At 69.0% G+C, this 21,556-nt stretch carries 22 protein-coding genes, 2 pseudogenes and 1 riboswitch; of the genes and pseudogenes, 16 read left to right on the forward strand and 8 right to left on the reverse strand.

What is annotated here, in order from left to right:
* Nucleotides 1-145: 145 nt before the first annotated feature.
* Nucleotides 146-550 (reverse strand): thioredoxin, encoded by a 405-nt coding sequence (gene trxA, locus ACWFR4_RS38315; protein ID WP_453467124.1) that lies wholly within the window; start codon nt 548-550, stop codon nt 146-148.
* A 127-nt stretch (nt 551-677) separates the two neighbouring features.
* On the opposite strand from trxA, the gene ACWFR4_RS38320 reads away from it, so the two are divergent.
* Nucleotides 678-2,102, forward strand: a complete 1,425-nt coding sequence (locus ACWFR4_RS38320) for a dihydrolipoyl dehydrogenase family protein (protein WP_453467126.1) — start codon at nt 678-680, stop codon at nt 2,100-2,102.
* 71 nt (nt 2,103-2,173) lie between these two features.
* Here ACWFR4_RS38320 and ACWFR4_RS38325 read toward each other — a convergent pair.
* Nucleotides 2,174-2,361: pseudogene (locus tag ACWFR4_RS38325) on the reverse strand (hypothetical protein); the annotation flags it as partial.
* A 90-nt stretch (nt 2,362-2,451) separates the two neighbouring features.
* Nucleotides 2,452-2,649: riboswitch (cobalamin riboswitch) on the forward strand.
* Nucleotides 2,650-2,765: 116 nt separating this feature from the next.
* On the opposite strand from ACWFR4_RS38325, the gene ACWFR4_RS38330 reads away from it, so the two are divergent.
* The 6 genes from ACWFR4_RS38330 (at nt 2,766) to ACWFR4_RS38355 (ending at nt 7,374) form a co-directional block, all read left to right on the forward strand.
* Nucleotides 2,766-3,788, forward strand: a complete 1,023-nt coding sequence (locus ACWFR4_RS38330; protein ID WP_453467128.1) for an ABC transporter substrate-binding protein — start codon at nt 2,766-2,768, stop codon at nt 3,786-3,788.
* Entirely contained in the window at nt 3,785-4,846 is a 1,062-nt protein-coding gene (locus ACWFR4_RS38335) for a FecCD family ABC transporter permease (RefSeq protein WP_453467130.1), read from the forward strand. Before ACWFR4_RS38330 ends, ACWFR4_RS38335 begins: the two co-directional genes overlap by 4 nt.
* An 11-nt stretch (nt 4,847-4,857) precedes the next feature.
* A complete protein-coding gene (locus ACWFR4_RS38340; protein WP_453656376.1) occupies nt 4,858-5,655 on the forward strand; it encodes an ABC transporter ATP-binding protein in 798 nt (265 codons plus the stop codon).
* Nucleotides 5,656-5,881: 226 nt separating this feature from the next.
* Entirely contained in the window at nt 5,882-6,103 is a 222-nt protein-coding gene (locus ACWFR4_RS38345; protein WP_266677960.1) for a CbtB domain-containing protein, read from the forward strand.
* 20 nt (nt 6,104-6,123) lie between these two features.
* Entirely contained in the window at nt 6,124-6,882 is a 759-nt protein-coding gene (locus ACWFR4_RS38350) for a CbtA family protein (RefSeq protein ID WP_453656377.1), read from the forward strand.
* 99 nt (nt 6,883-6,981) lie between these two features.
* A complete protein-coding gene (locus ACWFR4_RS38355) occupies nt 6,982-7,374 on the forward strand; it encodes a hypothetical protein (RefSeq protein ID WP_453467135.1) in 393 nt (130 codons plus the stop codon).
* Nucleotides 7,375-7,399: 25 nt separating this feature from the next.
* On the opposite strand, the gene ACWFR4_RS38360 is transcribed toward ACWFR4_RS38355, so the two are convergent.
* From ACWFR4_RS38360 to ACWFR4_RS38370, 3 genes are all read right to left on the reverse strand, one after another.
* Entirely contained in the window at nt 7,400-7,990 is a 591-nt protein-coding gene (locus ACWFR4_RS38360; protein WP_453656378.1) for a histidine phosphatase family protein, read from the reverse strand.
* A 61-nt stretch (nt 7,991-8,051) separates the two neighbouring features.
* Nucleotides 8,052-9,236: a methyltransferase gene (locus ACWFR4_RS38365; protein ID WP_453467139.1), complete on the reverse strand. Its 1,185-nt coding sequence runs from the start codon at nt 9,234-9,236 to the stop codon at nt 8,052-8,054.
* A 153-nt stretch (nt 9,237-9,389) separates the two neighbouring features.
* Nucleotides 9,390-9,746 (reverse strand): tetratricopeptide repeat protein, encoded by a 357-nt coding sequence (locus ACWFR4_RS38370; protein ID WP_453656379.1) that lies wholly within the window; start codon nt 9,744-9,746, stop codon nt 9,390-9,392.
* 121 nt (nt 9,747-9,867) lie between these two features.
* Between ACWFR4_RS38370 and ACWFR4_RS38375 the strand changes: the two genes are divergently transcribed.
* Nucleotides 9,868-10,833, forward strand: coding sequence for a pirin family protein (locus tag ACWFR4_RS38375; protein ID WP_453467142.1), 966 nt, complete (start codon nt 9,868-9,870; stop codon nt 10,831-10,833).
* A gap of 395 nt (nt 10,834-11,228) precedes the next feature.
* Here the strand turns inward: ACWFR4_RS38375 and ACWFR4_RS38380 are convergent, their stop codons facing one another.
* Nucleotides 11,229-11,351, reverse strand: a complete 123-nt coding sequence (locus ACWFR4_RS38380; protein ID WP_382627998.1) for a hypothetical protein — start codon at nt 11,349-11,351, stop codon at nt 11,229-11,231.
* A gap of 137 nt (nt 11,352-11,488) precedes the next feature.
* Here ACWFR4_RS38380 and ACWFR4_RS38385 point away from each other — a divergent pair, with 137 nt between their 5' ends.
* Nucleotides 11,489-11,680, forward strand: a complete 192-nt coding sequence (locus ACWFR4_RS38385) for a hypothetical protein (protein WP_382628001.1) — start codon at nt 11,489-11,491, stop codon at nt 11,678-11,680.
* A 524-nt stretch (nt 11,681-12,204) separates the two neighbouring features.
* Here ACWFR4_RS38385 and ACWFR4_RS38390 read toward each other — a convergent pair.
* On the reverse strand, nt 12,205-13,110 hold the full coding sequence (locus tag ACWFR4_RS38390) for a LysR substrate-binding domain-containing protein (RefSeq protein WP_453467146.1): 906 nt from the start codon (nt 13,108-13,110) through the stop codon (nt 12,205-12,207).
* 146 nt (nt 13,111-13,256) lie between these two features.
* Here ACWFR4_RS38390 and ACWFR4_RS38395 point away from each other — a divergent pair, with 146 nt between their 5' ends.
* From ACWFR4_RS38395 to ACWFR4_RS38410, 4 genes are all read left to right on the forward strand, one after another.
* Entirely contained in the window at nt 13,257-14,375 is a 1,119-nt protein-coding gene (locus ACWFR4_RS38395) for a PrpF domain-containing protein (protein ID WP_453467148.1), read from the forward strand.
* Nucleotides 14,372-15,769, forward strand: coding sequence for a C4-dicarboxylate transporter DctA (dctA, locus tag ACWFR4_RS38400; RefSeq protein WP_382640459.1), 1,398 nt, complete (start codon nt 14,372-14,374; stop codon nt 15,767-15,769). Before ACWFR4_RS38395 ends, dctA begins: the two co-directional genes overlap by 4 nt.
* A 248-nt stretch (nt 15,770-16,017) precedes the next feature.
* Entirely contained in the window at nt 16,018-16,422 is a 405-nt protein-coding gene (locus ACWFR4_RS38405; protein WP_453656380.1) for a hypothetical protein, read from the forward strand.
* A 132-nt stretch (nt 16,423-16,554) separates the two neighbouring features.
* On the forward strand, nt 16,555-17,235 hold the full coding sequence (locus ACWFR4_RS38410) for a transposase family protein (RefSeq protein WP_453468171.1): 681 nt from the start codon (nt 16,555-16,557) through the stop codon (nt 17,233-17,235).
* Nucleotides 17,236-17,837: 602 nt separating this feature from the next.
* Here the strand turns inward: ACWFR4_RS38410 and ACWFR4_RS38415 are convergent.
* Nucleotides 17,838-18,530, reverse strand: a complete 693-nt coding sequence (locus tag ACWFR4_RS38415; RefSeq protein ID WP_453656381.1) for a sulfite exporter TauE/SafE family protein — start codon at nt 18,528-18,530, stop codon at nt 17,838-17,840.
* A 217-nt stretch (nt 18,531-18,747) separates the two neighbouring features.
* On the opposite strand from ACWFR4_RS38415, the pseudogene ACWFR4_RS38420 reads away from it, so the two are divergent.
* From ACWFR4_RS38420 to ACWFR4_RS38430, 3 genes and pseudogenes are all read left to right on the forward strand, one after another.
* Nucleotides 18,748-19,053, forward strand: a pseudogene (locus tag ACWFR4_RS38420) (transposase family protein); the annotation flags it as partial.
* A 131-nt stretch (nt 19,054-19,184) separates the two neighbouring features.
* Nucleotides 19,185-19,937 (forward strand): ISAs1 family transposase, encoded by a 753-nt coding sequence (locus ACWFR4_RS38425; protein WP_453656382.1) that lies wholly within the window; start codon nt 19,185-19,187, stop codon nt 19,935-19,937.
* Nucleotides 19,938-20,383: 446 nt separating this feature from the next.
* On the forward strand, nt 20,384-21,538 hold the full coding sequence (locus ACWFR4_RS38430; protein WP_372563945.1) for a glutathione-independent formaldehyde dehydrogenase: 1,155 nt from the start codon (nt 20,384-20,386) through the stop codon (nt 21,536-21,538).
* The last annotated feature ends 18 nt before the right edge of the window (nt 21,539-21,556 follow it).

Consider the following 21,556-nt stretch of genomic DNA (forward strand, 5'->3'; position numbering starts at 1 on the left):
GCCTCGCGCGCCCCGGGCCCGGGGGCGGGCCGGGGGGCCGGGGGGGGGGCGCCTCCCGTCACCCCCCGCGCCCATCTTTCCCGACACCCGGGCGCGGGCCCCGCCCTACCGCCCGCCCCCGGCTGCCGTCGGTATGGGGATGTCGTCAGGCCTGCGCGCTGCCCGCGCCGTCCTCGCCCGCCTTGGCCTGCTGTTCGGCGATCGACTTGCGCACGTCGTCCATGTCCAGCTTCCTGGCCTGGCCGATCACGTCGTCCAGGGCCTCCTGCGGAAGCGCCCCGGGCTGGGCGAACACGGCGACCTGGTCACGGACGATCATCAGCGTCGGGATCGACTGGATACCGAACGCCGACGCGAGCTCCGGCTGGGCCTCCGTGTCGATCTTCCCGAAGACCAGGTCCGGGTTGGCTTCCGCAGCCTTCTCGTAGACGGGCGCGAACTGCTTGCACGGCCCGCACCACGACGCCCAGAAATCGATCAGCACGAACCCGTTGTCCGTGACCGTCTGGTCGAAGTTCTCCTTGGTGAGCTCCACGGTGGTGCTGCTCATGATGTGCCCTCTTCCTGCTTCCTGGTTGCGGTGCTGAAGCCGCTGTTCACAACAGTCCCTGTAACGGACGTATTCCGCGCACGTACCCGTGTGGCCCTGGCGCACACCTGCGACCACACTGGTGCCCATGACGGATGAGAACACATACGACGTGGTGGTTCTGGGCGCCGGGCCGGTCGGGGAGAACGTCGCGGACCGGGCACGCGCGGCGGGCCTCAGTACCGCGGTGGTGGAGAGCGAACTGGTCGGGGGCGAGTGCTCCTACTGGGCGTGCATGCCGAGCAAGGCCCTGCTGCGCCCCGTCATCGCCCAGGCCGACGCGAGGCGCCTGCCGGGCCTGCGGGAGTCCGTGCAGGGTCCTCTGGACGCGCCCGCCGTCCTCGCTCGCCGTGATGAGTACACCTCACACTGGAAGGACGACGGCCAGGTCAGCTGGCTGGAGGCCATCGGCGCCGACCTCTACCGGGGCAAGGGCCGCCTCGCGGGCCCCCGCAGGGTCACCGTCACCGGACCCGACGGCACGGAGCACGTCCTCACCGCCCGCCACGCCGTCGCGGTCTGCACGGGCACGCGCGCCGCGCTCCCCGACCTCCCCGGCCTGGCCGACGTCGAGCCGTGGACGAGCCGCGAGGCCACCAGCGCGCAGAAGGTGCCGGGCCGCCTCGTCGTCGTGGGCGGCGGAGTCGTCGCCGCGGAGATGGCCACGGCCTGGCAGGCCCTCGGCTCGCAGGTCACGATTCTCGTACGGGGATCGGGGCTGCTGCCCCGGATGGAACCCTTCGCCGGTGAGCTGGTCATGCAGGCCCTCGTCGAGGCGGGCGCGGAGGTACGGACCGGCGTCTCCGTGAAAGGGGTCACCCGGGCGGGCGGCACCGTCGCCACCACTCTGGACGACGGTTCGACCCTGGAGTCCGACGAGATCCTCTTCGCCACGGGCCGAGCGCCCCGCACGGACGACATCGGCCTGGAGACCGTCGGCCTCGAACCCGGCTCGTGGCTCCCCGTCGACGACAGCCTCCGCGTCGAGGGCAGCACCTGGCTGTACGCGGTCGGGGACGTGAACCATCGCGCGCTCCTCACCCACCAGGGCAAGTACCAGGCCCGTATCGCGGGCGCGGCCATCGCCGCCCGCGCCCAGGGCGTCCCGCTCCTGGAGACGGACCGCTGGGGCGCCCACGCGGCGACCGCCGACCACTCCGCCGTCCCGCAGGTCGTCTTCACCGACCCCGAGGCGGGCTCGGCGGGGCTCACCCTCGCGGAGGCCGAGGCGGCGGGCCACCGCGTCCGCGCCGTCGACTACGACATCGCCTCGGTGGCGGGCGCCGGCCTGTACGGCGACGGCTACCGCGGCCGCGCCCGCATGATCGTCGACCTCGACCGCGAGATCCTCCTGGGCGTCACCTTCGTCGGTCCGGGCATCGGCGAACTCGTCCACTCGGCGACGGTCGCCGTCGCGGGCGAGGTTCCGATCGACCGCCTGTGGCACGTGGTCCCGTCGTATCCGACGGTGAGCGAGGTGTGGCTGAGGCTGCTGGAGACGTACCGTGGCTGAGGGATGTCCCTTTGTGCGTGGCTGTCCGGGCGAGACACGATGCCCCCCGCCCGGACAGTCTCACCCCGCGGTCAGGGCGCGGAGAGTTCCCCGCGGACCGTACGGGCCGCCGCGACCAGGTTCTCCAGGAAGGCGCGGGTCTCGCGCCGACCACGGGTCTCCGGCCCGCAGTCGGGGTTGACCCACAGCCGCCGGCGGGGATCGCCTCAAGTCCCTTGCGCAGCAGGGCCGCCGCCTCGTCGACGCCGGGCACGCGCGGCGGTCCGGCGCGAGCCCGCCCCCACTGCGGACAGCGTGCGAGAAGGGGCCGCGGTCTGATTTCGGGTGCCGTGGTAGCTTTCCAAGGCCAGTCGAACTCATGCCCGTCCGCCCCGTATTGCGGGAGCTTGGACAGGTATGTGTCAGGGAATCCGGTGCGAATCCGGAGCTGACGCGCAGCGGTGAGGGTGACGGGCGGGGCATCGGCCACTGGACCACACGCGGTCCGGGAAGGCGCCCCGTCCGCAGGATCCCGAGTCCGAAGACCTGCTGGCAGCCTTCGTGGGCCCCGGTCGGGGCGGCGAGGGAGACCGTGCGACCGGGCTCCGCGCATGAGCCCTCGACATCGAGGAAATCCCCGTGCCCTTCGCGTACTCCGCCACACCCCGTGGCTCCGTTCGCCTCATGCCCAGTGCCGCGCTCTGTCTCGCCGGGATACTCATCCTGGCCGCCTGCGGCAGCGGCGGATCCGCCCGCACACCCGCAGCCCGGGAGAGCGCCGCCGGCTATCCGGTCGTACTCGACAACTGCGGTACGCGGGTCGAGGTGAAAGCGGCGCCCGAGCGTGCCGTCTCTCTCGATCAGGGCTCGACCGAGATCATGCTCGCCCTCGGCCTCGGCGACCGCATGGCTGGCACGGGGACCTGGACGGACCCTGTGATGAAGGGACTTGAGAAGGAGAACGCGAAGGTCGAGCGGCTCGCCGACCGCTATCCGTCCTTCGAGAAGGTCCTGGACGTCGAACCCGACTTCGTCGCCGCCTCGTTCGGCGCCACGCTGAGCAAGGGCGGAGTGGCGCCACGCGACCAGTTCGGGAAACTGGGCGTACCGGCGTACCTCTCGCCCTCCGACTGCGTCGGCAAGGACAGCAGCGGCGGCGGCGACGGCGCCCGCACCATGACCCTCGGCATGCAGAGCGTCTACGGCGAAGTCCGCGACCTCGCCGCGGTCTTCGATGTGCGGGAGCGGGGCGAACGGCTCGTCTCCGCGCTCAAGGCCCGGGTGAAGAAGGCCACCGGCGGCATCGACGCCTCCCGGACGACCCTCCTGTACTGGTTCGCCAACTCCGACTCCCCCTACATGGCGGGCTGTTGCGGAGCTCCCGGCGTCATCACCCGAGAGGTGGGGGCGAAGAACGTCTTCGACGACACCCGCGACGAATGGCCCCAGATCAACTGGGAAACGGTCGCCGACCGGGACCCGGACGTCCTCGTCATCGGCGATCTCACGCGCCGCTCGCAGACCGCCGAATCCGCCGCCAAGAAGATCGAGTTCCTTGAGTCCAACGCCGTGACCAAGAACATGACCGCGGTGAAGAAGAAGCGGTATGTGCTGCTCAGCGGGCAGGCCATGAACCCGACCATCCGTACCGTGGAAGGCGTGGAGCAAGTCGCCACGAAACTGCGGGCGTTCGGCCTCGCCGGATGAGCGTGGAAGCGACGCCGTCCCCGGCCATCGGGAGGCGGCTTCATGCGGTGTGCGGTGTGCTCGCCTGGCCGGCGGGCTTCGCGGTGCTCCTCGCCTCCGTGGCCCTGGCCATCACCATCGGCCCGGCCGACATCGGGATGACCGATGTCTGGTCGGCCGTGGCCGCCCACCTCGGCCTTGGCGAAGCGGAGTTGACCCCCATCCGCGACGGCATCGTGTGGAACCTGCGGCTGCCGCGCACCCTGTTGGCCGCGGTGTGCGGCGCGGGGCTCGCGGTGTGCGGCGCCGTGATGCAGTCGCTGCTGCGCAACCCGCTCGCTGACCCCTTCGTCCTCGGCGTCTCCTCCGGCGCCTCGACCGGCGCGGTCCTGGTCGTCGTACTCGGCGTCGGCGGCGGTGCCCTGTCGGTCTCGGGCGGCGCCTTCCTGGGCGCGGTCGTGTCCTTCGCGCTCGTACTGGCGCTCAGCCAGGCACTCGGCGGCTCCACCGACCGTGTGGTGCTGTCCGGGGTGGCCGCCATGCAGCTGTTCTCCGCACTCACCTCCGTCGTCGTCCTGACCGCGGCGGATGCCGAGACGACCCGCGGTGTCCTGTTCTGGCTGCTCGGCTCGCTCAGCGGGGCGGGCTGGACCGATGTCCGTATGTGCCTGGCGCTGCTCGTGGCGGCGTTCGTGATCTGCGTCGCACACGCCCGTACGCTCGACGCGTTCGCGTTCGGGCAGGACGCCGCCGCGTCGCTCGGCGTGAACGTGGCCCGCACCCGCCTGGTCCTGCTGTGCACGACCGCCCTGCTCACGGCGGCGCTGGTCAGCTCGGCCGGCGCGATCGGCTTCGTCGGCCTCGTGCTGCCGCATGCGGCGCGGGCCCTGGCCGGTCCGGGCCACGCCCGGCTGCTGCCGGTTACGGCCCTGGCAGGCGCGGTCTTCCTCGTGTGGGTGGACACGCTCGCCCGCACCGTCCTCGACCCGCAGGAAGTGCCGGTCGGCGTGGTGACCTCGCTGATCGGCGTACCGGCCTTCGTCCTCGTCCTGTACCGCACCCGGAGCCTGCGCCGATGACCGTTCCGACGATGCGCACAACCACCGACGACGGGCTGCGGGCCGACCGCGTCCGCCGCGAAACCGGCGGACACCTCATCCTGGACGGCGTGAGCGTGCACCCCGAGCCCGGAGGCATCACGGGCCTCATCGGACCCAACGGCTCGGGCAAGACGACTCTCCTGCGCCTGCTCGCGGGCATCCTCACCCCTCAGGCCGGAGTGGTGACCCTGGACGGCTCACCGCTGAGCACCGTCGGCCGCAGGGACTTCGCGCGCCGCGTCGCCGTGGTCGAGCAACAGGCCGACACGCAGGTCGAGTTGACGGTCGATGACGTCGTACGTCTGGGCCGCATCCCGCACCGCAGGGCATGGATGCCACCATCGGCGCAGGACGAGGAGGCCGTACGTTCCGCGCTCGCCCGCACCGATCTGACCGACCGGGCGCACCGGCACTGGCACACCCTCTCCGGCGGTGAGCGCCAGCGCGTCCAGATCGCCCGCGCCCTCGCGCAGCGGCCACGCGAACTCCTCCTGGACGAACCGACCAACCACCTCGACATCCAGCACCAGTTGGACCTCCTCGACCTGCTCGCAGAACTCCGGCTCACCAGCGTCATCGCCCTGCACGACCTCAACCTGGCCGCGATGTACTGCGACCAGCTCGTCGTGCTCCGGCAGGGGCGTGTGATCACGGCCGGCGCCCCCTGTGACGTACTCACCGAAGAGCTCATAGCGCGGGTCTACGGAGTGCGCGCGACCGTTTTCCCGGCCGCCGAGCCGGGGGAGCGCCCGTACATACGGTTCCTGAGGACGTCAGCCTCCTCATGACCAAGATCACTGCGGATGGCCCGGTCTTGGCCCTGCGCCCCTTACGCGGTACGGTCTGACCGATATTGACGACGGCAACGCGGAAGCCGGTGGGAATCCGGCACGGTCGCGCCACTGTGAGACGAGCCACTCGCCCGGACGGGCGGGGACCTCGCGAGTCAGACCCGCAGCTGTCGTACTTGTGCACCACCGAGATGGGACGCGAACTCCCAGAGGAGGTCCTGCCATGGCGCAGACCGTCGCTCAGCCGACAGCCACCACCCCCGTTCTTCCCGCAGCGCTGCCCCTGAAGGCGATTGCCCCTTGGGCGGCCTTCTTCGGCATCCTGATGCTGGTCCTGCTCTACTTCGTCGGCGCCGAACAGGGCGCCACCGCCGTCGTCTCCGGCGAGAGCGTTCATGAATGGGTGCACGACGCCCGCCACCTGCTCGGCTTCCCCTGCCACTGACGAGGGACGCCGCAAAGCTCATGAACTCCGCAACAGTGAGAAACCTCCTCGTACGGGGCATGCTCGCCGGCCTGGGTGCCGGTCTGCTCGCCCTGGTCGTCGCCTACCTCCTCGGCGAACCCAGCGTCGACAGTGCCATCGGCTACGAGGAGGCCCACGCACCCGCGCACCACCACGAGGTCGAACTCGTCAGCCGCAGCCTGCAGTCCACCGCCGGCCTCGCCACCGGCATCCTGCTCTACGGCGTCGCCTTCGGCGGCATAGCCGCCCTCGCGTACTGCTTCGCGCTCGGCCGCGTCGGCCGCTTCACCCCGCGCGCCACGGCTCTCCTGCTCTCCTGCACGGCCCTGCTCGCCGTGTACGTCGTGCCGTTCCTGAAGTACCCCGCCAACCCGCCGTCCGTCGGCGATCCCGGCACCATCAGCAAGCGCACGACGCTGTACTTCCTGATGATGCTGCTCAGCGTGCTCCTCGCCGTCGCCGCGGTGATCGTCGGGAAACGGCTCGATCCCCGCCTGGGCACCTGGTACGCCACCGTGGCAGCGGTCGCGTTCTTCGTCCTCGCGATCGGGCTCGCGTACGCGTTCCTGCCGACCATCAACGAGGTACCGAAGGACTTCCCCGCAGCGCTGCTGTGGCGCTTCCGCACCTCGGCCCTCGCCATCCAGCTCACTCTGTGGACCGGATTCGGCCTGATCTTCGGCGAGTTGGCGCAGCGTCAGCTGGCTCCGCGCACCGAGGCGGCCCCGGCCGGCCAGGCAACTCCCGTACCCCACTGAGAGAACCGCGCCACAAGACCCAGGCAGGCGATCAAGCGCAGAGGGCCGCCGGAACCATCCGGCCGGCCCTCTTGCCTTCTTCCGAGGGCGGAGACCCGCGTGGCCAGACACCCCCAACCGCGCCACATCACACTCGGCGGCCGCGAGGCGGTCGCGCTGAGCCTGGAGGAGTACGAGCAACTGATCGCCAGCAGACGGCAGATCGGCGGTCAGAGTGCCCGTGTACGCGTCCTGGCGCAGCGGGCGAAGGAGAGCGAGGAGGTGCTGAGGGAGATCGAGGCACTGGTCGGCTGCCCGTCGCACGGCTGCCACGGCCTGCCGGACCGAAGGGCGAGCGAGGGTCGGGGCGGCGAGGCGGGCGAACCCGCGGGAGCGGCGGACGGCGACTGTCTGCGGTGTGCTCTCGCGGCACTGCTCCTTCGCCATCGGGAGTCAACGGGCAGTCCACCGGGGGTGGTTGGCGAAGAATGCTGCTCACCGTCGAGCCAGTAGGGACGGAGTCACGGGCTACTACGGGTCAGCCCCCGGCGCCGTCCTCCGACGGGCCCAGCGCTCGCCCGAGCCGAAGGTTCCAGCGTCCGGAGCGTCCGCTGACATCGGTTGCCGTCAGGGGCGGTACGTCGAGCCGCCAGAACGCCGACCCGGGCGCGTCGAGGATCTTGACGGCCATCGCCCGCACAACCTCCGGCTCCACCACGGCGAGCGTCCGTCCGTCGAACTCCGCCGATGCCTCCAGCCAGCGCGCGACCCGTTCGCACAGGGCACGTACGGACTCCCCGCCGTGCGGCGCGGCGCCGAGGTCGGAAAGCCAGAGCGCGATGCCGGCCGGGTCCTCGGCGCTCACCGCGTCGAGTGTCAGGCCCCGCCAACGGCCCACGTCGAGCCCGGCCAGCTCCGGCGTCTCGACGGCATCAAGGCAGAGGGCCTTCGCCGTCTCCCGGCAGCGCACGGTGGGGGACACCAACAGCCGGTCGGCCGGGGGAACAGCACCGGCCGCCGCCCGCGCACGTGCCGCGGCGCTCGCGTCGAGCGAGCACCCGTCGTCGAACCGGGCCTCCCGCAGAGCCCGGCTCGTGGCGGCAGAGATCAAGGTGACGCGGCTGGTCACGGGTTGAGCCCCCTCCTAGCTGTGTGCCCACGCGTCCACCCCCTCGTGGCGCGCGGCGCGCCTACGAACGCGTCTCGCGTTCCTTCTTGACGGCGCGCAGGACCACGAACTTCGGGTCGCTGGCGATGAGTTCACTGTTGCCGAACAGGCGTCGCAGCTTCACGTGGTAGCCGAGGTGGCGGTTGCCGATGACCCACAGCTCACCGCCCGGACGCAGCGCGTCCCGCGCGTCGGAGAACATGCGCATGGCCGTGGCGGCGGTCGTCGCCTGGTGCGAGTGGAACGGCGGATTGTTGAGGACGAGGTCCGCACTGCCCGCGGGCAGCTCCGCGAGACCGTCGCCCACGAGGAACTCCGCCCTCGCCTCGGGGTGTTCAGAGGGATCGATGTTCGCCCGGTAGGTCGCCTCGGCCGACGCCACCGCCTGGAACGACTCGTCCGTGAACACGATCTCCGCGCGCGGGTTCTCCAGCGCCATGGCCGTGCCGACGACGCCGTTGCCGCAGCCCAGGTCCACCACGCGCTCGGCGCCCTCGCTGCGGGGCAGGTGCTGGAGCAGGAACCGGGTGCCGATGTCGAGGCGCTCGGCGCAGAACACACCGGCGTGGTTGGTGACGGTCCGGCCCGACACGGGGCCGACCCCGTCGGGCAGAGCGTATGTGTGCGGCCACGGGTTCCGCGGCCGCACGAGCGCCGGGTACGGCGTCGTGAAGATGAGCCGCGCCTTCTTCTCGGCGAGGGACGTGCGCGTCGGGCCGATGATCCGCTCGAACAGCTTCAGCGTCGAGGTGTGGATCTCCTTGACCATGCCGGTCCCGATCACCACGGTGTCGTCGTGGACGCCGGGCGCGATGCGGTGCAGCTGGTCCTCGAGGAGCGCCAGGCTCTTGGGGACGTGTACGAGCAGCACGTCCACGCGCTCCGGCGGGGTGTCCTGGGTGGTCAGCAGGCGTACCGCGTTCTCGTCGAAGCCGGCCCGGTCGAGGTTGGCGCGGGTCGCGCGCTGCCCGAGGTACGAGTCGGAGATCGTGGTCGGCCGGTCGCAGTGCCCGGCCAGGGCCGTGGTGAGGGCGCCCCACCGGTCGCCGATCACGACCACCGACCCCGACAGATCGGCGGCGCTGTCGGCGAGATGCCGCAGCAGATACTCGTCCGCGGCATCCCATGCGCGCAGCGTGTCGCGGGGATCCTCGGGGAAGCGGGCGAGGTCGAACTCGCCCCATGACGTCTCGAAACGGTTGCTCATTGTCCCGCCAGGCTAGCGGAGGCGCAGATCAGCGGGGCCGGGGGCGTGGCCGAAGCGTCGCCGAATCGGGGCCGACCGGCCCAGCGGCCGGCCCCTGCCGTACGGCTCAGGCGTCCCCGGCCGTACGGCTCAGGCGTCCCGTGCCGTGCGGCCTCAGGCGTCGCCGAAGTCGCCCGCGAACGCGGCCGCCATCCGCAGATGCGGTCCCGCCTCCTCGTGACGGCCCTGGCGCTCCAGAGTGCGGCCCAGCATCAGACGGGCGTAGTGCTCGACCGGATCACGCTCGACGACCGTGCGCAGCTCGGCCTCGGCGCGGCCCAGCTGGGCCGAGTGGTAGTACGCGCGGGCCAGCAGCAGCCGCGCCGCCACCTGCTCGGGGATCTCGGCGACCAGGTCGTCGAGGATCTGCGCCGCGAGCGTGTACTCCTTGGCGTCGAAGAACTTCCGCGCGCGCTCCCAGCGCTCCGCCGGGGTGCCCTGCGTGTAGTAGTTGTTGGTCGTGTTCACCACTGGTGCCTCCTCGACCGCTCTCAACGGCACGGACCCGGCGCATATTCCGTCCTGGTGAGCGCGCGGGTCCACCCGTACGCGTGCCTGACGGGACGGCCTTGACGGGGCTAGGTTGTGAGCCATGAGCAATCTTGATCGCGAGGCGGTGCCGACCATGTGCGGCGGCCGGGGCTTCGTCGTGGCGGAGCCCGTACGTGAACTCCTCTCCCCCCGGCGCGTGAAGCTCGGCGGGTCCACCGAGGTCCGCAGGCTGCTTCCGAATCTCGGCCGTCGCATGGTCGGAGCCTGGGCCTTCGTCGATCACTACGGGCCCGACGACATCGCCGACGAACCCGGCATGCAGGTGCCGCCCCACCCTCACATGGGGCTGCAGACGGTGAGCTGGCTGCACGAGGGGGAGGTCCTGCACCGCGACTCCACGGGCAGTCTCCAGACGATCAGGCCCCGCGAGCTGGGACTCATGACGTCCGGGCGTGCCATCAGCCACTCCGAGGAGAGCCCGCGCCCGCACGCCCGCCTTCTGCACGGCGCGCAGCTGTGGGTCGCCCTGCCGGACAGCCACCGTCACACGGACCCGCGCTTCGAGCACCACGCCGACCTGCCCGAGGTCACGGCCCCCGGCCTGAGCGCGACCCTGATCCTCGGCGAGCTCGACGGCGCCGCGTCGCCCGGCACGACGTACACGCCCATCGTCGGAGCGGACCTCAGCCTCACGCGCGGCGCGGATCTCAGTGTCCCTCTCGAGCCGGACTTCGAGTACGCGGTTCTGTCCATGTCGGGCGAGGCCCACGTCGACGGCGTCCCCGTCCTGCCCGGCTCCATGCTCTACCTGGGCTGCGGCCGCACCGAACTCCCCCTGCGCGCCGAGTCCGACGCGTCCCTCCTGCTCCTCGGCGGCGAGCCGTTCGACGAGGAGCTGATCATGTGGTGGAACTTCATCGGCAGATCGCAGGACGATATCACCCAGGCCCGGGAGGACTGGATGAGCGGGTCGAGATTTGGGGAAGTGAAGGGGTACGACGGGGGTCCGTTGGCTGCGCCCGAGCTGCCGCCTGTGCCGCTTAAACCCCGAGGTCGGGTACGTTGAACTGCCTCTTCGTGGTGTGACCTATGCGGGGCCGGGCGCACGGCGAAGTCGGTTCGCCCGGCTTCCCTTCACTGCGATTGCAAATGCTGTTCGGGGACTGTGACCCCACGTTCGCGAGTCGCAGGTTTCGTCACCCATGGGCAGCTCTCATCAGACTTATGCTGACCGCATGCTGACTTTCCTGACGCTACGTCAGGTCCCCGCCGGTGCAGAGTCTCGGTCGACGCCCGGCCATCTGAGCTCCCGTTTCAGGGCCCCTGGCCGGGTGCCCCAACGCAGGGCGCAGGCGCTCATCCCCATGAAGCGCGATTCCTCGCGGAGCCTTGCTGACTCGAAGGGGCGTTTGTACGGTTCCCATAGATCGCCGCACCTCCATCCCGCTCCGTCGACACTCTTCACGAATGGCACTTGTGCCAGGTGAGGTCCTCCCAGTCGGCGATGATGTCGGTCTGTGCCCAGGCCGGGGTGACATGCCATTGCAGCGTGGGCAGATTGATGACACCGTCACGCGGAAGCACATGGGGATTCTGTGCAGCGACGTGTATGGCCGCCTGCTCGGCCTTCGACTTGTATGCCTGGGCTTTGAGGTACCGGCGTTGGCAGTTGGGTCGGCGCGCGATTGTTCGTCGCGCACGGGGAGCCCAAGTTCCACGATTTGGCACCTGCGGCGGTCGCGCTCCCCGCTGGCGAGGACAACGTCATCGGTCACGGTGCGGGACAGATTTATGGCGGCCGAGCCGCCGAGTTCGACGACGCGGGTGCGGGCGGCAACCGCCTCGTCGGGGCCCAGGACGAGCACACGGTGCGCCGCTGGTGTCCCCCGCCGGAGATCCGTTGGCAGAAGTGAGGATCTACCATCTTGAATTCGCTGGTCACGGGGCCGGTGTGTGTGGTGGGTTGTGTACTCGCGCTGGTCGGGGGCGATTGTCTGGCGTCTAGATCGTCTGTCAGCGCGCGATCTCGATGTTGGTCAGTACGAGCGGGGCGCGCAGGAGCGTGGTCGGGTGACGGACGTGCAGGCGGAGCTTTGTGAGGATGCGCCAGTTCTTCAGGTGGGCCACCTCGAGATCGCCGTCAAGTACGTGAAAGCCGCACCCCCAAACGGGGCGCTGCCCCGGATCCGCTGACCAGGCGAACCGCCCACTGCCATCACCCCGCAGTGGAAGACATCGACCATGCCCTCGGCTTGTCACCGCCGGAGCCGACGCTCGCCACGCCCACCTCGGACCCCGTGCTCCTTCCGGATTACGAACCCAACGTATGGCCAGGGTTGCTTGCCGTCGCCCGTTGCCCACGTCCAACACCGAAGCTCAGGGCCTGGATTGGCGGCGTGAGCGCGACGGTTCCATGACCGATGGGCGTGGTTCGGTGTCAGAGGGTTCTCGCCGCAGCGGCGTCGCGGAGGAGTCCGGCGAAGGTCAGGGCGGCGGGGGTGAGCGAGTGGTCGGCCATGCGAACCAGGAGGATGCGGCGGATGGGGGCCGGCGGCTGGAGGCGCAGGACGTTGACGCCGGGTCGGATACCCTCCAGCGCCAGGGTGGGGGCGAGGGCGACGCCGATGCCGGCGGCGACCATGGCCTGGGCTTCCTGGTAGTCGTGGGCCTCGTAGGCGATGTGGGGCTCGAAGCCGACGGCGCGGCAGCCGCGAACGAGGGCTTCGGCCACCGGGTGATGTTCGGCGCGGGTGATCCAGGGGTCGTCCGCGAAGTCGGCGAGTGAGGCGGCGTCGCGGCCGGCGAGTGGATGGTGGTCGCTGACGAGAAGGGCCGGCGGGTCATCGAGGAGTGGGGTGACGACGATGTCCTCCCGGTCGATTCGGCTCCAGTCGTAGTCCCACATCAGCGACATCTCGATCTCCCGGTTCTCCAGCAACGTCCAGAGCCCGGCGATGCGGGCGCTACGGACGGTCAGCCGTACGTCGGGGTGGGCGTTGCGGAAGGCGATCACGGCCTGCGGGAGGAGCGAGGCGCCGACGGTAGGGAAGGTGCCGATACGCAGGGTGCCCGCACGCAGACCGGCGTAGTCGGCGAGTTCGTTGTCCGCGGCCTGCAGTTCACGTTCGATCCGTTCCCCTCGTTCGGCCAGCGCCCGTCCGGCGTCGGTGACGGTGACGCCCCGGGCGTGGCGCTCTAGCAGGGGCTGTCCTGCCTCCGTTTCCAGGCGGCTGATCTGCTGCGATACCGCTGACGGCGTGTAGTTGAGGGCGCGGGCAGTCGCGGTCACCGAGCCGCGCCGGGCGACCTCCGTGAACAGCAGGATCCGCCGGACGTCGAGCATGCCGCCACCTCCAGCGTTCACTTCACCTTAATAGCCATGCAGATTTCCGAGATTGTACTTCACGCTGCCGTAACCCACCGTGGAGGACACCACGCACGGCGAGACCGCCGGTGGGCTTCCCCTTTTATGTCTGTGAGGAGTCAGTTGTGCTGCGTCTGCAGGGCGAGATGATCCGCGGAGGAACCAGCAAGTGCTGGATCTTCGACCACCGCGACGTGGCCGCCACGGGCGTGGACGTCGATGTCCTGCTGCTCGCCGCCTTCAACGCCGCCGACCCCCGCCAGATCGACGGCGTGGGAGGCGCCTCCTCCACCACCTCCAAGGCCGCTGTCGTACAGGCGTCGCCCCAGGCCGGCGTGGACGTCGAGTACGCCTTCGCGCAGGTCGGAATCGGCGACGAGCGCGTGGAATGGGCCAGCAACTGCGGCAACTGCGCCACCGCCGTGGCCCTGTACGCCGTCCACCACAAGCTCGTGCCGATCACCTCGGACACCACCACCGTCCGCATGCTCAACGTCAACACCGGGGCCCGCCTCACCGGCACGATCCCCACGCCTGCGGGCGAGGCCCCGGAAGAGGGCACGGCCGTGGTGCCGGGCACGTCGGCGCCGGGCGTTCCGGTCCTGCTCGGGTTCCAGGACCCGGCGGGCTCGACGACCGGCCGCGCCCTGCCGACCGGCCGAGCACTGGACGAGCTGACCGGCCCGGACGGCCTTGTCGAGGCATCCCTGGTGGACGCCGGCGCTCCGGCCGCGCTGTTCGAGGCCAAGGCGTTCGGCCTCGACGGCACGGAATCCCTCACTGCGTTCGCCACCGCGGTGCCCGCACTGACACTGCTGCGCCGCCAGGCAGCGCTGGCCATGGGCCTCGCCCAAGAAGGCGATCCGGTCAGCCACGCGGTGCCGAAAGTGGGCATCGTCGCCCGACCCGCCCCCTATCGCACCACACAGGGCACACTCGTCAACCAGGACGAGTACGACCTGGCCGTGCGCATGGTCTCCATGCACGCTCCGCACCCGGCGATCGGCCTGACCTCCGCCGTGGCCCTGGCCGCAGCAGCCGCCACCCCCGGCACCCTCGCCCACCGCGTCGCCCGGCAGACCGCCGACGGCACGCTGCGCCTGGGCACCCCCGCCGGCGTGATCACCACGCAGGCCGTCCCCGCACCGGACGGCGCGTCCCCCACGGTGCTCCTGCACCGCGCCGCCCGGCGTATAGCCCGAGCCGAACTCCTCGTTCCCGTCCTGGAAGGACGCCCCGCATGAGCCGCAACGACGCCGCCCCGGGTACCGTCACCGCACCACCGGGCCGCATCCGCCGGATGCTGTCCCACCTCTACGTCCAGTGCCTGATCGCCGTTCTCCTCGGCGCCGCCGTGGGCGGGCTGTGGCCGTCCTTCGGCGCTGACCTCAAGCCGCTCGGCGACGGCTTCATCGCGCTGGTGAAGATGTTCATCGCGCCGATCATCTTCTGTACGGTCGTCCACGGCATCGCCTCCATGGGCAACGCCCGCGCGGTCGGCCGCGTGAGCCTGAAGGCTCTGGTCTACTTCGAGGTGCTGACCACCGTGGCCATGGTGATCGGCCTGGCCGTCGTCAACGTCGTCAAGCCGGGCAGCGGTCTGCACATCGACCTCTCGACCCTGTCCACCAAGGGCCTGCCGCCGGAGGCGACCACGGCCCACGAGGGCTTCGCCGCCTTCCTCCTCGCCACCATCCCGGCCACCCTGGTCAGCGCCCTGACCGGCAACGAGATCCTGCCGGTGCTGCTGGTGTCGGTGCTGTTCGGATTCGGCCTGCACGCCAGCGGAGAGGCCGGTCTGGGTATCGCCCGGGGCGTCGAGAAGTTCTCCACGATTCTGTTCACGCTCATCCGTTGGATCATGCGGCTGGCTCCCATCGGAGCGTTCGGTTCGATGGCTTTCACCATCGGCAACTACGGCCTGGGCACCCTGCGCCACCTGGCCCTGCTGGTCGGCTCGTTCTGGCTGACCGCCCTTTTCTTCGTCCTGGTCGTCCTCGGGACCGTGATGCGCCTGAACGGACTGCGACTGCTGCCCTTCCTGCGCTACATCAAGGAAGAACTGCTGATCGTCCTCGGCACCTCCTCCACCGAGCCCGTCCTGCCGCGAATGATGGCCAAGCTCCAGCACGCGGGCGCCTCGAAACCGGTCGTCGGCATCACGCTGCCCGCCGGGTACTCCTTCAACCTCGACGGCACCGCCATCTACCTGACCATGGGCTCGGTCTTCCTCGCCCAGGCCCTCGGCATCCACCTCAGCCTGACCCAGCAGCTGGCCATGCTCGCCGTCATGCTCCTTACCTCCAAGGGCGCCGCAGGCGTCACCGGCTCCGGCTTCATCGCCTTGGCCGCCACTCTCAGCGCTGTCCCACACGTCCCGGTCGCCGCCCTCGCGCTGATCTTCGGCGTCGACCGGTTCATGTCCGAAGCCCGCGCCCTGACCAGCCTGGTCGGCAACGGCGTCGCCACCCTGGCCGTCGCCCGCTGGGAGGGCGAGCTGGACGAGGACCGCGCCAAGGCCGTCCTGCGCGGCGAGATTCCCTATACCCCTGCCCCCGCTCCTTCTGCGGTGCCAGCCGAGCCCGATCCGAAGGAGACGCCCGCACCAACCCACGACCCCGTCCCCGCCGCACGCTGACGTCGCACGGGAGGGGCGGCCCGGAGCAGACGCTCCGGGCCGCCCCGCCTACGTCTCAACAGGACGTCATACTCGCCGTCCGGCCTGATCAGGACCGCCTGACCTTCCCTTATACCTACTCTTCCAGCCGCTGATCAAGCCCGGCGAACGCCGCACAGAACTCCCCCATCGTCTGCCGTTTCGGTGATCAGAGATCCACGGATTCCCCGGCCAGAGCGAGGTACCTGTCCGTACGATCCGGGCCGGAGGTGCGTCAGGTGGCCAGGGATGCAGAACCGGACCTTCATGGACTGATCACGGCCCGCCGGGTCGAACTGGAGTTGCAGGCAGAGAAGTTGAGCCAGCAGCTTCAAGATGTGCGCGACGAGCTCGAGGAACTCACCGTCGCCGAGCGGGTCGCGCGTCGGCTGGCCGAGCGGCTGCGCGCCGAAACGAGGACGACGCCTGGGGGTGCCGGCCAGGTCGCGGGCCGCGCGGTGCTGCTGGTGCCGCAGCGCGAGCGGGACACCGACGAGACGGTACTGCCAGAGGACTACCAGCGGATCATGGACGTGGTGCGACGGGCGGATACGCCGGTCATGGTCAAGCAGGTCTGCGGTGAGCTGAGGATGTCCAAGAACCGGCCCGCTCGGAGGCGATGCGCTCGAAGCTGAACCAACTGGCCGAGCGGGGCTGGCTGCGCAAGCTGGCCGACGGGAAGTTCACCACCACGCTGTGAGTGTGGTCCAGCAACAGCATGCAGCCCGGGCCGTAACTCCGATGCCCTCGGCGGCAGTTGATGGATCATGTCAAAGAAAACCAGCCCCGCCGGGGGCACTGAGACGGTTGTCTACCAGTCCAGTCTGCAGCTGTCCACGGCCACACTGAGCTTCCTCGGCGACCTGCTGCGCGGCCATCTGAAGAAGATCCGCTCCCGGTGGCGGAAGCTGGCGGCCGGGAAGTTCGCCACGATCGCCCTCGCAGTTCTCCGCCATGACCAGCGGCTTGCCGACATGGCGGGCGGCAACCACATCTCCGCCACAACGGTGCGTCGTTGGGTCCTGGAGGTCATCGAACTGCTTGCCGCGCGGGCCCAGCGCCTGGAGCGCGTGCTGAAGAAAGTCATCCGAACGGGTGGCCACGTCGTCCTGATCGACGGCACTCTGATCCGCACCCGGCGCCGCACAGGAGCGGACAACCGCCGCAACTACAGCGGGAAACACAAGGCCCACGGCCTGTTCTTCCTCGCCCTCACCGACGACAAGGGCCGGTTACTGTGGCTGTCCGCGGCCCGCCCGGGACGCTCCTCGGAGATCACCACCGCCCGTTACAACAAGCTCGTCGAGCGCCTGCGGGCCGTCGAGCTGGGTGCCATCGGTGACCTCGGCTTCGTCGGCCTGGACGACGACCCGGACAACCCCGTGGTCATCACCGGCTACAAAGCCGCCCACCAAGCCACTCATCCCTGCGAAGAAGCAGATCGATAGGCTGATCGCGTCTGTCCGCGCGGTCTGCGAGCACGCCTTCGCGCATCTGAAGAACTTGCGCATCCTCACAAAGCTCCGCCTGCACGTCCGTCACGCCACCACGCTCCTGCGCGTCCTTGCTCGTACTGACCAACATCGAGATCGCGCGCTGACAGACGATCTAGACGCCAGACGATCGCCCCCGACCAGCGCGAGTACACAACCCACCACACACACCAGCCCCGTGACCAGCGAATTCAAGATGGCGGATGTCCAGTGGGCGAGTGAGTCAATGCACCGGTGGAGCGGGGTGGCCCGCCTGAAGTCCTGGCGGGTCTTCCGCAAAGCCCGGTGCAGACCGAATTTCAGTGGCGCCAATCGCCGCGGCCGTCCTCACCCTGGAGCGGCAACGCTGAATGAGCTCACTGTGTGCCGGACAGGCCGAGGACTCCCTGGCAAACGAGAGGACCCAGCCGCGAGGCCGTCTCGAATGTCGCCCAGTAAAACGAGGCCACGCCGGAGAACGTCGCCTATCTGCCGTAGAAGAGGGCGAACACGGCAGCGATGACGACCAAGGCCCCAGGGCTGATGCGTTCTCACGTGGTGAGATCGAGCGACGGAGCTCATCGCATCCCCCATAGGCCCTTGATCAAGACGGAAAGGCCGCCGACAAGCGCCAGGGCGAAGATGAGTCGCCGGATCCACTGCTCAGGAACCCTCGGCGCGAGTGCCCTGCCAATGAGCGCGCCCGTTACCAGGGCGGCCGTGGCCACCGTCCACGCCGTACCGCTCAGCTGCGGCGCCCCGTTCGCGGCAACCGAGAACACGTTAACCGTAATTCCGTAAAATTGCGCATTTGGAACAAATTCTCGCACCGGCCAGCCTGCGTTCACCGCATATAAGGAATACGGTGGCCCGCCCACACCGGCCGCAGAATTCATGAATCCGCCGACCGCGCCGGCAGCGACTGCTCCCTTGGTTCCGCTCAGGGCAGATATGCGCAAGCCTCGCATCACAAATATCACGGCAGCCGTCACCAGAATGCCGACGCCAGCCAGCAGCGCGGGTTCGGGTAGTCGGGCCGCCACCCAGGAGCCCATCGGTACGGTGCACGCGGACGCGATGACCAGGGGAATCATTGCGCCGAGCCTCACCTGTCTCCAGCCCGTGGTAATTCCGGCGATGCTTATGACGCCGGCCGCACAATTCGCGAGCACCACGCCCTGGGTGGGCCCGAGTAGTAAAATGAGCGCGGGTACAGCGACCAGCGCGAATCCCATTCCGGTGAGCCACTGCACGGATGCGCCCAGCACCACTATGACTCCCAGTAGCAACTCTGCTGCCCCGGCACCCTCCACAGAAGACTCCTCCGGTTAACCGGGATGATCTCCACCATCCTCCACGCCAGGGCTGATGCGTTCTCGGTCGGCGTGATGAGCGATTCACCCGGGAATAGTGGTAGTCAGTCGGTTTGCCCGGCTGGAAATGACGAGACGCGACCTCTGATGATCAAGGTTCTCGAAGCCATAGATCATGAACAGGGGTCGCGTTCGCGTGCCATCTTCCCTGATCGACGTCCTCGCATGCCACGAGGACGTCGACCTCCCATGCTTGCCTGCTGACCTGAGCACATTGGCCCAGGTGCTGGACGAGGTGCCCGATCCACGCCGGGTCCGCGGCCGCCGCTACCGGATCGGCTCCCTGCTCGCGCTGTGCCTCGTTGCCGTCCTCGGCGGCGCCAAGTCGGTGACCGCCATTGCACGATTCGCCACCGACAGCAGTCCTGAGCTACGCGAATGCCTCAGAGTCACCTCCACCACGCCGAACACCACCACCCTGGGGCGGCTACTGGCCCGCCTGGACGGCAACGCCCTGGACGACGCCATCGGCGCCTGGCTCGGCCGATACGCCACCGACCCCGTTCACGAACCCGGCGAACCCTGCGCGGTCTCGCCGTCGACGGCAAAGCCGTGCGAGGCTCACGCACCGACACCGGCAAGGCCGTCCACCTGCTCGCAGCCACCCTCCATACCTCGCAGACCGTCATCTCCCAGCGCCAGGTCCAGGCGAAGAGCAACGAGATCCCCGCCTTCGCCCCACTGCTGGAGCGCATCGACCTGCGAGGCGTCGTCGTCACCGCCGATGCCCTGCACACCCAGCGCGCCCACGCTGGTCGTGTCATTGCAGCCCGGGGCCACTACCTCCTGGTCGTCAAGGGCAACCAGAAAAAGCTCCGCAAGCAACTCAAGGCGCTGCCCTGGCACGAGATCCCGCTACAGAACCGCACCACGGCCACCGGCCACGGCCGCCGTGAGGTCCGCCGCCTGAAGGTCTGCACCGTCCAACCCGGCCTGCTCTTCCCCCGCGCCGTCCAGGCCATCGAGATCAAGCGCCGCCGCACCAAGCGCAAGACCGGAAAGGTCCAGACGAAGACTGTCTACGCCATCACCAGCCTGACCCCGGACCAGGCCAACCCTTCCCAGCTCGCCGAACTGATCCAGAACCACTGGTCAGTTGAGGCCCTGCACCATGTCAGGGACGTGACCTACGGCGAGGACGCCTCGCGGATACGTACCGGCACCGCACCGCGCGCCATGGCCACCATGCGCAACCTGGCCATCGGTCTGATGCGGCAAGCCGGCTGGACCAACATCTCCGCCGCAATCGATCACTACAGGTCACATCCCGAGTACGCCACCGCCATGCTCGATCTCGCCACGTGAGAACGCATCAGCCCTGACCAAGGCCCAGCCGACGACCACGGCCATATCGAGCCGCGAGACCCGGCGAGAACTCATTTCGTCCTCAACGGAATCTGGAAGTGATCACCGCTGAGAAAACCTCATTCTCCAGTTGACATGCAGAGTCCCGGTGGGAGGCTTGAAGTGAATGGTCCGCGGGGCTCACCTGCTGCGCCTAATGCTGCGGCTGACAAGGCAACGTGAAGCAGCGGCCCGGCCATTGAGGTCGTGCGGCTCCCCGATGAGTTCCTCCCCGGTGAGTATTGCGTCAATTTCGAGTGAGTATGTTGCGTAACCTACCAGTGTCGTACTGGCGCTAGCAGCCACGTGCGTCCTGTGTGCGCGTTTCACGCGGTGCATGTTGATTCATTCGTGAATTTTGTTCCTTCCATCGATATTCGAAATATCGGACAGGAGGAGAGAATCCCATGAAGGCTCTGGTGTACGACGGGCCACGTTCGGTGAACGTGCAGGATGTGCCGGACGCGAGGATCGAGCGGCCGACGGATGTGCTGGTGAAGATCACTTCCACCAACATTTGCGGGTCGGACCTGCATATGTATGAGGGGCGCACGGACATGGAGACGGGGCGTGTCCTGGGCCACGAGAACATGGGGGAGGTCATCGAGGTCGGCGATGGCGTGGACCGTGTGCGGGTGGGGGACCTAGTCTGTTTGCCGTTCAACATCAGTTGCGGGTTCTGCCGCAACTGTGACAATGGGCTGACGGCCTTCTGCCTGACCACGCCGGTGGATCCGACGATGGCCGGTGCCGCATACGGCTTCGCGGGAATGGGCCCCTATAGCGGCGGTCAGGCAGAGTTCCTGCGGGTTCCGTACGGAGACTCCAACTGCCTGGTGCTGCCCGAGGAGGCGCGAGAGAAGCAGACCGACTACGTGATGCTGTCCGACATCTTCCCGACCGGCTGGCACTGCACGGAGCTGGCCGGCGTGCAGCCGGGCGAGACCGTTGTCATCTATGGCGCGGGCCCGGTCGGTCTGATGGCGGCGCTGTCGGCAAATCTCAAGAGCGCCGCGCAGGTGATGGTCGTCGACCGTCACCCGGACCGGCTCGCGCTCGCAGAGCAGATTGGTGCGATTCCCATCGATGACTCCAAGGCCTCGCCGATCGACCAGATCAACGAACTCACCAACGGTCTGGGGGCGGACCGTGGGTGTGAGTGCGTGGGCTACCAGGCGCACGACCCTCAGGGTGTCGAGCACCCGAACCTGACGCTCAACAACCTGGTGCACTCGGTGAAGTTCACCGGGACGATCGGGGTCGTGGGTGTCTTCGTGCCGCACGACCCGGGGAGCCCGGACAAGCTGTACAAGGCGGAGGGCGAGGTCGCCTTCGACTACGGCCTGCACTGGTTCAAGGGCCAGTCGATGGGGACCGGACAGGCCAATGTCAAGGCATACAACCGACAGCTGTGCGCCCTGATAGAGCAGGGCAAGGCCAAGCCCTCATGGATCGTCTCCCACGAGCTGCCGCTGGACCAGGCCCCCAACGGGTACCAGCACTTCGACGCCCGTGACGACGGCTGGACCAAGGTCGTCCTCCACCCCAACGGCTCGAGCTGACCGACCGGGCCATCCCGG

This window comes from Streptomyces sp. NPDC055140, from assembly GCF_053607285.1.

Coding starts and splice junctions, on each gene's coding strand:
- trxA (WP_453467124.1), bottom strand. CDS start 550: ATGAGCAGCACCACCGTGGAGCTCACCAAGGAGAACTTCGACCAGACG.
- ACWFR4_RS38320 (WP_453467126.1), top strand. CDS start 678: ATGACGGATGAGAACACATACGACGTGGTGGTTCTGGGCGCCGGGCCG.
- ACWFR4_RS38330 (WP_453467128.1), top strand. CDS start 2,766: ATGCCCAGTGCCGCGCTCTGTCTCGCCGGGATACTCATCCTGGCCGCC.
- ACWFR4_RS38335 (WP_453467130.1), top strand. CDS start 3,785: ATGAGCGTGGAAGCGACGCCGTCCCCGGCCATCGGGAGGCGGCTTCAT.
- ACWFR4_RS38340 (WP_453656376.1), top strand. CDS start 4,858: ATGCGCACAACCACCGACGACGGGCTGCGGGCCGACCGCGTCCGCCGC.
- ACWFR4_RS38345 (WP_266677960.1), top strand. CDS start 5,882: ATGGCGCAGACCGTCGCTCAGCCGACAGCCACCACCCCCGTTCTTCCC.
- ACWFR4_RS38350 (WP_453656377.1), top strand. CDS start 6,124: ATGAACTCCGCAACAGTGAGAAACCTCCTCGTACGGGGCATGCTCGCC.
- ACWFR4_RS38365 (WP_453467139.1), bottom strand. CDS start 9,236: ATGAGCAACCGTTTCGAGACGTCATGGGGCGAGTTCGACCTCGCCCGC.
- ACWFR4_RS38375 (WP_453467142.1), top strand. CDS start 9,868: ATGAGCAATCTTGATCGCGAGGCGGTGCCGACCATGTGCGGCGGCCGG.
- ACWFR4_RS38390 (WP_453467146.1), bottom strand. CDS start 13,110: ATGCTCGACGTCCGGCGGATCCTGCTGTTCACGGAGGTCGCCCGGCGC.
- dctA (WP_382640459.1), top strand. CDS start 14,372: ATGAGCCGCAACGACGCCGCCCCGGGTACCGTCACCGCACCACCGGGC.
- ACWFR4_RS38410 (WP_453468171.1), top strand. CDS start 16,555: ATGTCAAAGAAAACCAGCCCCGCCGGGGGCACTGAGACGGTTGTCTAC.
- ACWFR4_RS38430 (WP_372563945.1), top strand. CDS start 20,384: ATGAAGGCTCTGGTGTACGACGGGCCACGTTCGGTGAACGTGCAGGAT.